This is a genomic window from Peribacillus sp. FSL K6-1552, from assembly GCF_038005205.1.
In the GTDB taxonomy this organism is placed as follows: domain Bacteria; phylum Bacillota; class Bacilli; order Bacillales; family DSM-1321; genus Peribacillus; species Peribacillus butanolivorans.
Window position 1 is genome coordinate 896,356 of sequence record NZ_JBBOST010000001.1, and the last position, 15,755, is coordinate 912,110.

Sequence of the window (15,755 nt, forward strand, 5' to 3'; positions counted from 1 at the left end):
AGGGTATCTACCATATTTGTGGAATTATTATTGAAATATGTAAGGTAAAGGGGCTAATAATGATGACAAAAAATGATTTCCAAGTTTCCCTAAGAACAGGAAATTTAGATGATGCAGAAGCCTTGTTAGAAATTCAAAGGGAAGTTGTTTCAGAAAACGAATTTATGATTTCCGTTTTAGAAGAATTTGAAGAGACAACGGAGCAACAAAGAACTTGGATACAGAAAATTTTAGAAAATGAAAGAGAAACAATAATTGTGGCTGAAATTAAAGGAAAAGTTATTGGTTTGATTGTATTTCGTTCAAAAAATACCAAAAGACTTGCTCATACTGGTTATTTTACGACTATGATAAAGAAAGATTATCGAGATATGGGTATTGGTAAACTCCTTATTAAAGAACTTTTAAACTGGGCAGAACAAAACCCTTTAATTGAGAAAGTAAGTTTAGGAGTTTTATCAACAAATCAGAGGGCAATAGCCTTATACAAAAGTGTGGGATTTGTAGAGGAAGGACGTAAAATTAAAGAAGTAAAGTTTAGCGAGGACTTATATGTAGATGACATTCTTATGTATAAATTGGTTTAATCCTTCTTGAACTACCATGAAAATAAATTTCTGTAACTTCGAAAAAAGACAATACCAAAGAATCTATTCTTGCGGATGACGTAATAAATCAAAAGGGAAGTTACCTTAATTTCAAGGGTGTATCTCTTATGATGGTTACTTCTCGTTTATTAGGAACTTTACTAGCTCAAGTATTTTTTATTCCAGGGGCAGGATATATTGCGCGGTACTAAATTTATTGTCTAATAATTATCTGATTTCTTATAGAACTACAGGTGCGTTAGTTTAATAGGATGCAATAAAGGATGTCTGTAAAAGGAATTGTCAAAAACAAGCCTTTATTGTCTATCCTTTCAGCATCCTTAATTTTCATGATGTGTACGATGCTGATAGGAGCAATTAATGTGTATTTGTTTAAAGATTATTTCAGCAATGCATCAGCCCTAAGTTTAATAGGATTTGTACAAACTGCCGCAGTTTTCGTTGCTATGCCAATAGCAAAACCATGCGTTGCTAAATTTGGTAAAAAAGAAACGGCGTCAATAGGGATGCTGCTTGCGGGGGGAGTATATGGGCTACTGTACTTCATGCCAAACCTATCTGCGATACAATTCATCATCATTTCAGCGATAGGGATGTTTGGATTCGGATTCTTTAATATTGTGGTGTGGGCATTTGTAACAGATGTAATAGATTATCACGAATATTTAACTGGCCTTCGTGAAGATGGAACTGTATATTCAATCTATTCATTTGCTCGTAAAGTAGGACAAGCAATTGCAGGAGGAATCGGCGGTTTTGCGATTGCAATGGTTGGATACGATGCAACACGAGAAGCACAAACACAACAAGCGCTTGATGGAATTCATGCACTGGCAACCTTAGTACCCGCAGTCATCTATATAGTTGTTTTCTTAATTTTGGCCTTCCTTTATCCATTAAATAAGAAAAGGACCATTCAACTTGCTGAAGACTTGGCTGAGAGAAGAAATATTAAGGATTAGTGAAAAAACTCCCCTGAAACACAGAAAGGGGAGTTTTTCGTTATTATTTGGGATAGCTATTTTCATAAGAAAGATTCAGAATAGGAACATCAAGGAAATTTTTGATTGCAAGGGCACATGCCCCCATTACACATGATTTTTTTCCAATTGCCGAGAGAGTAAGTTCTCGGTAATGACTAATGGAGGAGGTCAGATTATTCCTGATTTTGTTAATGGAATCAGGATATATACGAAGCAATTCACTGTCTAATACCAGTACGTCCGGATTATACATGTTAATCATATTGTTTAGGCCAATGGATAAGTAGTAAATAAATCGTTCCATAATCTTATGTACCGCTTCATCACCTTCATCAATCCAGCGTTGAATATTCTCATATGTCAAATTTGGGATTTGTTTTTCTTCTGATAGAAATTCAAAAATACTCGATTCTGAAGCGTATTTCTCCCAGCAGCCTTTATTACCACAACTACACTGCTTTCCGTCCGGAACAACAATCATATGGCCAATTTCTCCTGCAAATCCATCATGTCCCCGAAAAAACTCATTCTTCATCATCATTCCAAGGCCTATTCCAGAATGAAAGGTTGCGCTTAAAAGGTTATCTGCTTCATGATGCACAAAAATACGCTCAGCAAAAGCACTTAGATTAGCATTGTTTTCAAGATGAACATCAATTTCAAATTCCTTTTCTATGTCGTTTTTTAAATTGATATCTTTCCATTTAAATCGTGGTACAAAGTGAATGAGTTCGTCTTTTCCTACCAGACCATGGATAGCAATGACTATACCAACAATTCCATAGCGACTGTCAGCGTATTTGGCTTTGTACTTTTTGATCGTTTTATTCAGCAGTTTGAGAATCTCCGAGTAGTCTGTAGTATTTATTTCTTTGATAGAGGAGGTGACACTACAGCCGAGAAGATTGCTTAGAGTGAAGGAAATCCGTCCGTAATCAATGTCAATCCCGAGAGCATATCCTGCTTGGCCGTTTAAGGAGAGCATGATAGGCTTCCTACCGACACTGTTATGCTCTAGTTGTGTTTCTACTATTAGATCTTCGTCCAATAAATCTGCAACCTGCGCTGAGATAGTTGCTCTTGTTAAATCCGTAGCTTTGGACAAATCTGCCCTTGAAATCATGCTTTCTTTTATTATTTCTTTAATAATTAACCCACGATTAATTTTTTTGATATATGCTGCATCACCGGTAATCATTAATATCCTCCCATTTTGGCAACAACTTTTAGATATATTTTTATTATAACAGTTTCTCGTATGTCAAATACTATTAGATTATAGTGTATTCAGATAGAGTTAATTGACGGAAAAGTTAAAAAATGATAAATTATTTATATAATTAATTAGTTTAGTAAACGAATTAATTAGATGAGCTTATTAAAAAATGAAAGTGCTTACAGTAGAACCGATGCTGGTACCCATATAAACTTTTATCAGGAGGGAAATTTATGAAAGTCTTTTTGGATGATCATTTTTTGTTAAACACGAACACAGCAATCGAATTATACGAAAATGTTGGTGGAAACCTGCCGATTTTTGATTTTCATTGCCACTTATCCCCACAAGAGGTATGGGAAAACAAACCCTATGAAAATATTACACAATTGTGGCTTGGAGGCGACCATTATAAATGGAGAGCCATGCGTATGCACGGAATTGGCGAGCGATATATAACAGGTGATGCAGAGGATTGGGATAAGTTTGCTGCATGGGCGGAAACGATGCCTCAATTAATTGGAAACCCTCTATATCATTGGGCACACATGGAGCTGAAAATGTTTTTTGGTATTGAAAAAATCCTGAGCCCTGAAACTGCGCAAGAAATTTACGATGAGTGCAACGAAAAGCTTTCCAGGCACGAATTCAAACCAAGATCATTTATTGAAAAATCAAACGTTAAATTTATTGGAACGACGGATGATCCTATTTCTGAGCTCGAATTCCATCAGTTACTGAAGCAGGACGAATCCTTTCAAATAACCATTGCTCCGACTTTCCGTCCCGATGGAGCCTTATTTGTCGAACGTCCTGATTTTAAAAGCTGGCTTCAAAAATTAGAAAAAGTATCAAAAATTAACGTGAATTCAATTGAAAGCCTAATAAAGGCCCTTAAACAACGTGTCAATTACTTTCATGAAAACGGTGGTAGGGGTTCGGATCATGATATTCAGAAAATGGTATATGTAGACACCACTTTAGAAGAAGCGGATATCATCTTCAAGAAACGGATGAATGACGAACAGCTATCAACTGAAGAATTGACTGCTTACCGATCATTCTTATTGAAGGAATTGGGGAAAATGTATGCAGAAAAGCAGTGGGTTATGCAGCTGCATATGGGAGCTATGCGTAATAACAACACTAAGATGAAGGAACTAATTGGTACAGATATTGGATTCGATTCTATTGGAGAGACCAATTTAGCAGAAGGATTATCTAGTTTTCTTGATGCGCTAGATCAAGATGGATCCTTACCCAGAACTGTATTATTCAATTTAAATCCAAAAGATAATGCGATTCTTGCGGGAATGATCGGAAATTTCTTTGAAGAAGGGATCCCGGGAAAAGTTCAATTTGGTTCAGGCTGGTGGTTTAATGACCATATTGATGGAATGGAAAAACAAATGAAGGAACTTGCGAATGTCGGACTTCTGAGCCACTTTGTTGGTATGCTGACAGATTCCCGAAGCTTCCTTTCGTATGCTCGCCATGATTATTTCCGTAGGATTCTTTGCAACATCCTAGGCGATTGGACTGAACAAGGATTAATGCCTAATGATAAAGAGCTACGTGAGCAAATGGTCAGGAATATTGGCTATTACAATGCTGAAAAATATTTTGCGAAACGATAAAAAATAATTGTTGTCTTTTTTTGCTTGATTTTTTAAATGTTAATGGAGTTAAAAGGAATAAATCATTTTATTTTTTAAAGGAGTGTTGGACATGTTATATCCCATCGTAACCGAAACTCGAAACCTTATAGACCTGAATGGAATTTGGAACTTTAAACTGGATGCAGGTGAAGGGTTTCATGAAAATTGGAAAGACGAAAAATTGGCTGGCACTATGACGATGGCGGTCCCATCCTCTTTCAATGATGTAGGAGTTACGGGTGAAATCCGCAATCATGTTGGCTAGGTCTGGTATGAACGTGAATTTACAGTGCCGGCCATTCTTGCTTCAGAACGTGTTGTATTAAGATTCGGTTCTGCAACACATGCTGCAAAAGTATATGTGAATGGAGAGCTTGCAGTTGAACATAGAGGTTGATTCTTCCTATTTGAAGCAGAAATTTATTCCTTTTTAATTTAGTAGTAGTCATTACCTCCGCACTACTCATATTAATAATGGAGATGGCATCGATATCGCTCATTAAATGGATAAAAGAGGATCAGCTGATAACAGTAGCATAGAAATAACTATCAATGAAGAATCTATAAAACTAAATCTTAATGTATTATTCAAACTGTGAGGATGAAGGAAATGGGCTGAAGTTTTGATAAAAAGAAACAGGCGCCAGCTAAAGGAACAGCTGGTGCCTGTTTTGGCTGTTGCTGATGCAACCATATAAAACTTTTAAAGGATTTTATTTATAAAAGTCCTGAATAATAAACAATCCTTTAATTTTTCTTTCCGCTATTACTTGCTTCACTAAGTGTAAGTGATTTAGTTTCAGGAGCCCAAGCAATTGATACAATTGCTCCAATAATTAGTACAGCTGTGAGACAAAGCATTGTAAATTGAATTCCTATACTTGCAATACCAATTGGAAGTAGGAACGTACCGATTGCTGATCCTAATCTACTTATTGCTGTTGCCAGTCCAACGCCAGAAGATCGGATTTCTGTTGGAAAGCTCTCGGCTGGAAATACGCCAACCAAGTTACTTACAGCAGACATAATCAAGGTGAAGGTGGCAAATGAAAGAATCATTAATACTGTTGCACTGCTAGGTAAAACACTTAGAAGAGTGAGAGTAACGATTAATACAATAAAAGAGCTGATCAAAAATCCTCGACGAGAAAATTTAACAGTAAACCAAATACCTAAAATGGCACCTACAATGAGTAGTCCATTTAATAGAAAATCTGTTCCATATCCTTCACTTAGTCCGATTGCTTCGAGAATGCTTGGTAAAAACGTGTAAATAGCAAAGTAAGGGATAACGAGACAAACGAAAAATATACAATTGAAAGCTGTACGTTTTCTTATATCTTTACGGAATAAAGTTGCAAAACTGCTATTCGTTTGTACAGGTCTTTCATCATCAAGTACAATATTGGGGCCGACATGCTTTTTGACGATTTCTCGGGCTTCTTCAACCCGGCCTTTGCTAATCAGCCATCTGGGTGACTCAGGTGTACCCATTCGCAAAACCAAAATGATGACAGCAGGAATCGCTGATGAAGCAAGCATCCACCGCCAAGCGTCTGGAGCGGAGTCGACTGCAAGAATGCCGATCAAGTTTGCTATCACGTAGCCAAACGTCCAGACTACACTAAATGATCCTAATAACACACCGCGATGTTTACGCGGTGAAAATTCAGCCAACATCGTGTGTCCTACGCTATAATCGCCTCCTAGTCCAATTCCAAGCAAAATTCTGTATAGTACAAGCTCTGTAGGACTGTCTGCAAAAAACTGTAAAATGGATGCAGCGGTAATGACGATAAAACTAAAGACAAATATTTTTTGCCTTCCTACATAATCAGATATCCATCCTAAAACCAAACTGCCTAAAAAAAGACCTATTAAAGCAGAACTTCCGATTAACCCGATCCAAAATGGTGTTAAATCCATTTGAGGTGTCAGCAGGGATAGGGCAAATGCGATAATACCTAATATATATCCATCAGTGAAATGAGCCCCGAACGTAAGACCTGCAATTTTAATATGGAATTTGTTTAATGGTGCATCATCTAATTTAATTGTATTACCACTGCCATTATCATTAAGTGCTGCATTCTTATTTTTCATAGAATCTCCTCCTGATTGATGCTGTTAAACCTCTACGGTTACTTGTAGATTAATAAAGGTAAATATGAAGCCGCTTATAGAGGGAAGCGTTTTCATTTGTGGAGAATGGAATTTGTTCGCAATATGAACTTTAAGTGCGTTATATGAATATAACTGAATTATAATTGCGTGTTTGAGTTTTTGTCAAACTTTTATAAAAAATTAAAAATCTTCAGATTAAATAGAGTTAAAAGTAGAGAACCAAATAAAAAGAACGATGCTGGCATTTACAATCAGTAAAATGACAGCATCGTTCTTTTTGTTTCAAATGAGATTGTTTAACCTTTTTTAGCTCATTCTAACTGATCTTCGATTTTTTTAGCGGCTTCTAGCATTCGATTGCTTAATAGTAATAGAGTTTTCTCTGTTAGGCGAAAACTCGGTCCACCTAGCGTGATAAAAGCGACTAAATTCTTTTTTCTGTCAAAAATAGGAGCTGAAATGGCATTTTCATTTTCATCTAGTTCACCAATCGATGTTCCAACTTTTTGTACGCGAATCTTTTCAAGTTCTTTGCGCAGTTCTTCTGGATCTGTAATTGTATATTTGGAAAATGGTTCAAGAGTCTGCTCTAATAAAATGTTCAACTCCTTTTTAGGTAGCAAACTTAATAAAATTTTTCCATTAGATGTGCAGTGCAGAGGTGAAATGGTATGAGTATAGTCGACTAGTCTAACGCTATGGTCGGTATCTATTTGATCAATAGTAAGAGTTCCATCATGCTTAGGAACACTAAGTAAAACAGTTTCACCCACTTCTTCTTTTAATTCTTCTAGCGTTCTTCGAGCTCTTCGTATGAGAGAACCATATGGATCATGTTGAGAAGTTAATTGATAAAGGGTATATCCGAGCTGATACCCTTTTGTAACAGGATCCTTTTCTACAAAGCCTTGATTTTCAAGGGTTCCAATCAAACGCCAGGCCGTAGTACGGTTCAGCTCAGCTTGTTTGGCCAAATCACCGACTGAAATGGGTGATGTGCTTTCTCCGATAAACTTCAAAAGTAATAAAGCACGTTCTACAGCCTGTACAGAAGAACTGTCTTTATTGCTGGTTTTTTTTGTTGTGGTCTGATTATTATTTTCCATCTTTTTATTATAGCGTAAGGGAATAATGGAATGTCAATCATTTCACTTTGATCAAAAAAAAAGATGCGCTTAATTCGCCCTAATCAAAAAAATTAGAAAAATTTATTAATTCTCATTGACTGATAAATTACCTGGCCATATAATAGCTATAAGTTCTTTATATGAACTTTATGTTCGTTATATGAACAAAAGAGTGGTGCTCGTTATCCTTATAGAATAGAGGCTACATGGATTACATCGCTTTTAATAAAAGAAGTTTTGTAGGAGGGATTTCAATCAGTCAGAATGATGAGTTTGAAAAACGGACGGAGAGAGATTACTTCGGCAAAGTAGATATTCCTAAAAATGCTCTATACGGCATCCAAACATTGAGAACCGTGCAAAATCTTTCTTTCTCGGGTCAATTATTAAAAAATTTCCCGGAATATATTGTGTCATTAGCCATGGTGAAGAAGGCAGCTACATTAGCAAATGTGGAGGCTGGTATTTTAGCCCCATCTATTGGGACCGCAATTGTAAATGCTTGTGATCAATTAATTCACGGGAATTATCAAGACCACTTTATTGTAGATATTATGCATGGAGGCGGTGGGATTGGTACGAATATGAATGTTAATGAGGTGCTAGCTAATTTAGCAAATGAATCTTTAGAAGGAACTTTAGGTGTATATACGCCTGTTCATCCTATAGATCATGTAAACGCTTCCCAATCTACATCGGATGTATGTCATACATCTATTCGTCTGGCAATCGTACGCTGTTTTGAAGGATTGGATAATGAATTAACAAAGATGCACAATACGATGGACAAAAAATCACAAGAGTTTGTGGGTGTTACTACAATCTCCAGAACTTGTTTACAGGATGCGATGCGGGTTCAGCTAGGGGATGTTTTCAGTGGATATGCATCGGTACTCAAAAGACGTCACAATTCTTTAAAAGAATCCATCATGTCATTACTTACAGTTAACCTTGGAGCAACTGTTATTGGAAATGGCGTAGGTGCATCTGAAAAATACAAAGAAGTGGTTATCGGGAAATTGCGTGAAGTAACAAATATGAATGTGACAATACGTGATAATTTATTTGATGCAGCGCAAAACATCGATGACCTGGGTCATATGTCAAAGCAATTAAGTTTATTAGCAACATCTCTAATAAAAGTTGCTAAAGATTTAAGATTACTTTCATCTGGGCCAGAAGCGGGATTTTCAGAAATTACCCTGCCATCTGTTCAGGCTGGTTCTTCTTTTTTTCCAGGAAAAGTTAATCCAGTCATCCCTGAAACGATGATTCAAAGCTGTTTTCAAGTCCTTGGGTGTGACCGGGTTGTTCAAGCTGCATTGGAACATGGTGAACTTGACTTAAATGTTTTTGAAGGAATGGCTGGCGCCAATATATTGAATGGGTTACATATGCTGACGAACTCAGTTTATTCCTTTACAGAGCTATGTCTAAAGGACATAACATCTAATGAAGAAAGATGTAGAGAACTTTCAAATACATTTATTCCAGTTATCACGGAATTGAAGGAACGATTGGGTTATTCGGCAGTTTCTAAATTAATGTTAGAACATGATCGGGAATTTATAAAAAACTTACTAAAATAATGGAGGTATAGATCCATGACACATGAAAACAAACAGTTTGAAGGAATTGAACAGCCGAAGCTAGAGTGGGCACATGAATGGCTTAAAACAACGAAAAAACTTTACATAAATGGAAGATGGACAGGTAGCTCAGGAAATAAAGTGATTGAATCGATCAATCCAGCTAATGGAGAAATTTTAGGTGATTTTCAATGTGCTGAAGTGCAGGACGTCGATACAGCTATACAAGCAGCAAGAATCGCGTTAGAACAAGGTTCATGGAAAGAAATGAGCCGAAAGGATAGAGGGAAAGCATTACGGAAAATCAGCGAACTTATTCATGAGCATCATGCAGAGCTTGCAACATTGGAAGCGCTTGATAACGGAAAATTATATACAGAAGCGTACAACGATGATGTGCAAGAAGCAGCAGATTTATTTGAATATTACGCAGGATGGACAGATAAATATTATGGTGAAAACAATCCAGTAGAAGGCAATTTCTTAAGTGTAACCACGAGAGATCCAATCGGTGTATGCGGACAAATTGTACCATTTAACTTCCCTATTCAAATGGCTGTCTTAAAACTATCGCCTGCCTTATCTATGGGAAATACGGTTATTTTAAAGCCAGCGGATAAAACCTCTTATTCTGCTATTCGATTGTTTGAAATTATTGATGAAGCAGGAGTATTGCCAAAGGGGGTTATTAATTTAATCCTTGGAGATGGTGAGGTTGGTTCTCATATTAGTCGTCATATGGATATTGATAAACTATCGTTCACCGGTAGCACAAATATCGGAAAAAAATTAATCCACGACTCAGCAGATAGCAATTTAAAACCAGTAACATTAGAACTTGGTGGTAAGTCACCTAACATTATTTTTAGCGATTTTCCGGATTTAGATGCAGCGATCGAACGTTCTTTTTATGGGTTATTTACACATAAAGGTGAGAAATGTTCTGCGCCGACCCGCTTGTTTGCCCAACGTGAAATTTATGATGAAGTTGTGGAGAAAATTGCCGAGTACGCTAAAAATTATAAATGTGGCGACCCATTCGATCCAGCAAGTGATCAAGGTGCACAAGTGTCCAAACAGCATATGGAATCTATTTTAAATTACATTGAGAGTGGCAAAGAGCAAGGGGCCCGTATCGTAGCTGGTGGAGAAAGAGATATAACTGGAACAAATGCGAAAGGCTGTTTTGTTCAACCAACTATTTTTGCTGATGTTGATAATAAAATGAAAATTGCACAGGAAGAGATTTTCGGACCCGTCCTCTGCATCATCCCATTCGAAACAGAAGAAGAAGTTGTCAAGAAGGCAAATGATACTATTTATGGTCTTGGTGCAGGGCTCTGGACAGGTGATACTTCCCGTGCTCATCGGGTAGCTAAACAGCTTGAAGCGGGTATGGTTTTTGTTAATAAATATGGTTGCTATGACTTTGCTAGCCCATTTGGCGGACTAAAGCAAAGCGGATGGGGCAAAGAATATGCCATTCATTCATTACAAGCATTTACAAAAACAAAAGCTATTTGGTTCGCGTATTGAAAATTCACATGAAAGAGGGAATAGTACAATGAAAATAAAAGCAGCTATCATGACTGAAGTGGGTAAACCATTATCGATCCAGCAAGTAGATCTTAGTGAACCGAAATCTAATGAAGTTCTTGTGAAAATAAAAGCAACTGGTGTTTGTCATAGTGATTTAAATGCCTTAAATGATCAAACGACGCCAACGCCGACTATTCTTGGACATGAAGGTTCAGGAATAGTTGAAGCAGTCGGCTCAAATGTAACAAGTGTCAAAGCAGGTGATAAAGTAGCTTTAAGTTGGGTTCCATATTGCGGGAAATGTGAATTTTGCGTAACAGGGGATGTACATTTATGTGAGGCTGCATTTGGTCCAATGTTTGAAGGAACTCTACTTGATGGTACGTCAAGACTTAGTCAAGATGGAAAGCGAGTATACCACAACTCTTTATTATCTACTTTTGCAGAATATGCGGTTGTTCCCGAAATGGCATGTGTAAAGTTGCCGGATGAAATGCCTTTGGCACAAGCTTCCTTAATCGGATGCGGAGTGGCGACAGGTTATGGAGCCGCTGTGAATGCAGCTGGTGTAACACCAGGTTCTACAGTCGCAATTTTCGGTATTGGCGGAGTAGGCGTCAATGCGATTCAAGGAGCGCATATAGCCGGTGCCTCTAAAATTATTGCCTGTGATGTTAAACCTGCTAATCTGGAAATTGCGAAACAGTTTGGTGCAACGCATACGATTAATTCAGCTGAAGTGGATGTAGAAGTAGCGCTAAAAGAACTGACAAAAGGTTTAGGTGTTCATTTTGCTATTGATTGTTCGGGGCATACTGTAGCGACCGAAAGTGCTTGGAAGAGTACTAGAAAAGGTGGCACTGTCGTAGTCGTTGGTGCATTTAATCCGGAAAAAACATTGAATCTTCCAGCAGGAGGTTTTCATAGAGTTGGGAAAGTATTAAAAGGAAGTTTTTATGGAGATACGCAGCCATTCCGTGATTTCCCAATGATTGCACAAATGTATTTAGATGGGAAATTTAAATTAGATGAGCTTGTGTTAGATCGTATTGAATTAGACAATATCAATCAAGCTTTTGATTCTTTCCATGATTGCAGTTGTGTCAATGTGGGAAGAGCAGTGATTGAGTTTAACGATTAATTTTCAAACTGCATTTCTTAATAAATTCCATAAAAGTGAAGGGTGTTTAAATTGCTGTCATTAATCAATTTAAGCAACCTTCTTTTTGTTCTAACTGAAAATAAAAGGAGTGTTAGAAAAATGCGTGTAGAAAAAGATTTAATTGGAGAAATGGAAATTGATGAGGATGTATATTATGGAATACAAACGGTTCGTGCCTGTCAGAACTTTTCAATTTCTGGGCGGACGATTGAATTATATCCCCACTTAATAAGAAGTATGGCTTATATAAAAAAAGCAGCAGCGATGTCTAATCAAAGTGTAGGAGTTCTTGATCAAGAGAAGAAAGACGTAATTTGCCAAGCTGTAGACGAAATAGTAAATGGGGAAATGAAAAATCAATTTCCTGTCGATATTTATCAAGCTGGTGGTGGAATCTCAATTAATATGAACGTCAACGAAGTAATTGCTAACCGGGCAAATGAATTACTGACGGGTCATAAAGGTTATAATTGTATACATCCGAATGAACATGTTAACATGTCTCAATCAACGAACGATGTACTTCCTAGTGCAATGAAGATGGCTTGCTATTTCTATATAGACGATTTATTAATCAGTTTGAATAAGATCGAATGCTCATTGGCGAATAAAACAGAAGAATTTTCGGGTGTTGTAAAAATAGCAAGAACTTGTCTCCAAGATGCTGTACCTATTACTCTAGGTCAACAATTTAGCGGGTATCATTCTTTTATCAAGAGACAAATAGAAGAAATGAAGAAACTGCAAAAAAATTGCTTGTCTATTGTAATTGGGGCAACGGCAGTGGGAACAGGTATAGGAGCTGCTCCTGGTTACACAGAAAAAATATATGAATATTTGCCAGAGGTATCACATTTAGCTGTTATCAAAGTGGATAATTTTTTCGATGGACTGCAAAACGCAGATATTTATTTAAAAATATCTTCTTGCTTAAAAGGATTATCGAGTGGATTATCGAAAATAGCCAGCGATTTAAGATTACTTTCATCAGGGCCTAGGGCAGGATTTGCTGAAATCAATTTGCCAGCGGTACAGCCGGGTTCTTCCATTATGCCAGGGAAAATCAATCCATGTATACCCGAAATGATGATGCAAGTTTGTTTTGATGTATATGGAAATGATCAAGCGATTACATTCGCTGTAGATCGAGGCGAACTGGATTTGAACATTTGGGAACCGATTATTTTGAAAAATATATTTGACTCTTTTTCTATTTTGACAAATTGTATTACGCTGTTTACTGAAAAATGTCTAAACGGTATTAAAGCTAATAAAACGGTTTGTTTGAAGAACGCTGAGAATTCGTTATCTTTGTCCGTCGTTATTTCTTCTATATTCGGGTATCAAGTAGCTAACAATATAGCTTCAGAGGCATACGAGAAAAATCTAACAGTAAAGGAAGTAGCAGTTGAAAAAGGCCTGTTTAATGAAGCGGATGCGGCTGAGTTACTTAATCCTGAAAACTTAACTGATGCTGTAAAAATGCATCATTTGTTAAACTCAAGAACACTTTAGTTGAATGATAACCATAGCTCCTAACGGAGGACCTAAAATCAAGAGAACAAGAGAGAGGTAGAACAGCCATTAGGCTGCTTATTTGATTTTTTTTTCGAATGAAATAGATAGCTAATCTTCTTCTTGGACTCCACCCGAACTTTTTTGAAAAATAATAGGAAGCGCTACCTGGATAGTATTGTATTAATAACCGCAAACCTTTGAAGTAAAAGGATTTGCGGTTTTTTTGAGTGATCCTGGTATGGGGGAATCTTTTTAGTGAAAGCCATGGAGAAATTAGGGGATTAAATACGACTTTTTTAAGGGTTGGTAAAAGAATACGAAAGAGACTTAAAAAAGTAGCTATTTTATAGAAGAAACTCGTCAAAAATAGCTCTTTTACTCAAACTGAGTATTGGCTGTAATTCCCTCACCTCATTTTCAAAACTACGTTCCATTATGACCTGATTTATCCCCAGTTCCTTAGCATTTATAATCGTTTCCTCCAAGTGTCTCTTTATTTTCATCATGATAAATCTTTTCAATATGAAAATTATGTTATGTGAGTTTCAGGATTTTCTGTATAAAATATCCTGGATGAAGAAACATAGAAAAATGGAGTTAGAGCGACCTGCAAAAAAATGGGGGTAACCAGCTTGATTCGTAATGTGAGTAAATTGTTAAGAAAGACGAAAGAAAAAAAACCTCATATACAAAATGATTACCAGGATTCTAAACCGGAGGATCCTCTTAATGGAGAGTTTAGTCAAAATGTAGAAACGCTTCGTTTGATTTATGATAATTGTTCAGATGTCATGTTCCGTTCGTTCTTACTTTTCGGTAAAACGAGAGCAATGCTTATTTACATTGAGGGTCTTTCAGACATCGAGGGGATAGAAGAATATGTGCTTTCTCCACTCATGCAGGAATCAGCAAATGTGCCACAACCATTAAATGACTTTCTAGTACATAAAATGCCCGTTTCAAAAGTGAAAAGAGTGAAAATGATAGCGGATTGCATTGAATCTATCTCCATTGGAAACCCGCTTCTTCTATATGAAGGGGAGAGTGATGGATTTTCTTTAGGATTGTCTAAATGGGAAAAGCGAGCGATTGAAGAACCTGTTGCTGAGGGAGGAATAAGGGGATCGCGAGAGGGATTTAATGAATCTCTAGAGGTAAATACATCTCAATTGAGACGTATTATTAAAAGTCCTGCTCTTAAAATGCAATCTATGAAAATTGGGAAGTATACTCAGACGACTGTTGCGATTGCATATATTGATGGACTTGTGGATAAAACACTGATTGAAGAGATTACGATTCGGCTGGAACGAATTGAGATGGACGGTATTTTAGAAAGTGGATATATCGAGGAAATGATTGAGGACAATCCGTATTCACCTTTCCCTCAGATCTTGTCAACAGAACGGCCTGATGTGGCCAGTTCGTGCTTGCTGGAGGGACGGGCTGTCATTCTTGTAGAAGGAACCCCTTTTACTTTAATTGCTCCAGTATCTTTCTTTTCTTTGATTCAATCACAAGAGGATTATTATCAACGTTTTATGATAGGAACTCTCATCCGTTGGTTACGTTATATTTTTATGGTGTTATCTCTATTGCTTCCTTCCTTTTATATTGCTATTTTGACGTTCCATCATGAAGCGGTCCCTACTGCACTGCTGCTAAGCATGGCTGCATCCCGGGAGGCGGTCCCTTTTCCTGCTATTATCGAGGCATTGATCATGGAAATTACGTTTGAAGCACTAAGAGAGGCAGGGGTTCGATTGCCAAAGCAGGTAGGCTCCGCTGTCAGCATTGTTGGAGCGCTAGTGATTGGTCAAGCTTCCGTACAAGCAGGGTTGGTTTCAGCACCAATGGTGATTGTGGTTGCGATTACGGGGATTTCTTCTTTTATGATGCCTCGTTATATTGCTGGAATTGCGATAAGGATGCTGCGTTTTCCAATAATGCTTCTTGCCGGTACCTTAGGACTGCTTGGCATAATAATGGGAGTTATTGCTATAGTCATTCATTTGTGCAACATGCGCTCCTTCGGTGTTCCCTATTTAGCACCACTTGCACCTTTAAAAGGTAAAGAACTGAAAGATGTACTATGGAGATCTCCTATGTGGATGATGGATACACGCCCGAGCTTTACAGGGAAATCTAACGTAAACCGTCAGTCTCCAGGACAGGGGCCAAAACCCAAAAGGGGAAGTGAAACGGAGTGAATACTGGTTGGAGGCGATCAA

At 37.3% G+C, this 15,755-nt stretch carries 11 protein-coding genes and 2 pseudogenes; 10 read left to right on the plus strand and 3 right to left on the minus strand.

Annotation, left to right across the window (positions count from 1 at the left end; all coding sequences use genetic code 11):
- Positions 1-59: 59 nt before the first annotated feature.
- From NST21_RS04355 to NST21_RS04365, 3 genes and pseudogenes are all read left to right on the plus strand, one after another.
- Positions 60-587 (plus strand): GNAT family N-acetyltransferase, encoded by a 528-nt coding sequence (locus tag NST21_RS04355; protein ID WP_340892449.1) that lies wholly within the window; start codon positions 60-62, stop codon positions 585-587.
- Between the two features lie 56 nt (positions 588-643).
- Positions 644-812: pseudogene (locus tag NST21_RS04360) on the plus strand (lipid II flippase family protein); the annotation flags it as partial.
- Between the two features lie 59 nt (positions 813-871).
- Positions 872-1,570 carry an MFS transporter gene (locus NST21_RS04365; RefSeq protein WP_340887918.1) on the plus strand — a complete coding sequence of 233 codons (699 nt, stop codon included), beginning with the start codon at positions 872-874 and terminating at the stop codon, positions 1,568-1,570.
- 43 nt (positions 1,571-1,613) lie between these two features.
- Here NST21_RS04365 and NST21_RS04370 read toward each other — a convergent pair whose 3' ends face one another.
- A complete protein-coding gene (locus tag NST21_RS04370) occupies positions 1,614-2,789 on the minus strand; it encodes an ROK family transcriptional regulator (RefSeq protein ID WP_340887919.1) in 1,176 nt (391 codons plus the stop codon).
- Positions 2,790-3,040: 251 nt separating this feature from the next.
- Between NST21_RS04370 and uxaC the strand changes: the two genes are divergently transcribed.
- Both uxaC and NST21_RS04380 read left to right on the plus strand, forming a co-directional pair.
- Positions 3,041-4,444, plus strand: a complete 1,404-nt coding sequence (uxaC, locus tag NST21_RS04375) for a glucuronate isomerase (protein WP_340887921.1) — start codon at positions 3,041-3,043, stop codon at positions 4,442-4,444.
- Between the two features lie 91 nt (positions 4,445-4,535).
- Positions 4,536-4,859, plus strand: a pseudogene (locus NST21_RS04380) (sugar-binding domain-containing protein); the annotation flags it as partial.
- Positions 4,860-5,212: 353 nt separating this feature from the next.
- On the opposite strand, the gene NST21_RS04385 reads toward NST21_RS04380, so the two are convergent.
- The gene (locus tag NST21_RS04385; protein WP_340887922.1) at positions 5,213-6,568 is read right to left on the minus strand and encodes an MFS transporter; all 1,356 of its coding nucleotides are present in this window, start codon (positions 6,566-6,568) and stop codon (positions 5,213-5,215) included.
- 332 nt (positions 6,569-6,900) lie between these two features.
- Positions 6,901-7,695 (minus strand): IclR family transcriptional regulator, encoded by a 795-nt coding sequence (locus NST21_RS04390; protein WP_340887923.1) that lies wholly within the window; start codon positions 7,693-7,695, stop codon positions 6,901-6,903.
- Between the two features lie 227 nt (positions 7,696-7,922).
- Between NST21_RS04390 and NST21_RS04395 the strand changes: the two genes are divergently transcribed.
- The 5 genes from NST21_RS04395 (at position 7,923) to NST21_RS04415 (ending at position 15,734) form a co-directional block, all read left to right on the plus strand.
- Positions 7,923-9,305, plus strand: coding sequence for a lyase family protein (locus NST21_RS04395; RefSeq protein ID WP_340887926.1), 1,383 nt, complete (start codon positions 7,923-7,925; stop codon positions 9,303-9,305).
- A gap of 15 nt (positions 9,306-9,320) precedes the next feature.
- Positions 9,321-10,841, plus strand: a complete 1,521-nt coding sequence (locus NST21_RS04400; protein WP_340887928.1) for an aldehyde dehydrogenase family protein — start codon at positions 9,321-9,323, stop codon at positions 10,839-10,841.
- Between the two features lie 28 nt (positions 10,842-10,869).
- Positions 10,870-11,985, plus strand: coding sequence for a Zn-dependent alcohol dehydrogenase (locus tag NST21_RS04405; protein WP_340887929.1), 1,116 nt, complete (start codon positions 10,870-10,872; stop codon positions 11,983-11,985).
- 120 nt (positions 11,986-12,105) lie between these two features.
- On the plus strand, positions 12,106-13,521 hold the full coding sequence (locus NST21_RS04410) for an aspartate ammonia-lyase (protein WP_340887930.1): 1,416 nt from the start codon (positions 12,106-12,108) through the stop codon (positions 13,519-13,521).
- 635 nt (positions 13,522-14,156) lie between these two features.
- Positions 14,157-15,734, plus strand: a complete 1,578-nt coding sequence (locus NST21_RS04415) for a spore germination protein (RefSeq protein ID WP_445670475.1) — start codon at positions 14,157-14,159, stop codon at positions 15,732-15,734.
- Positions 15,735-15,755 lie beyond the last annotated feature (21 nt).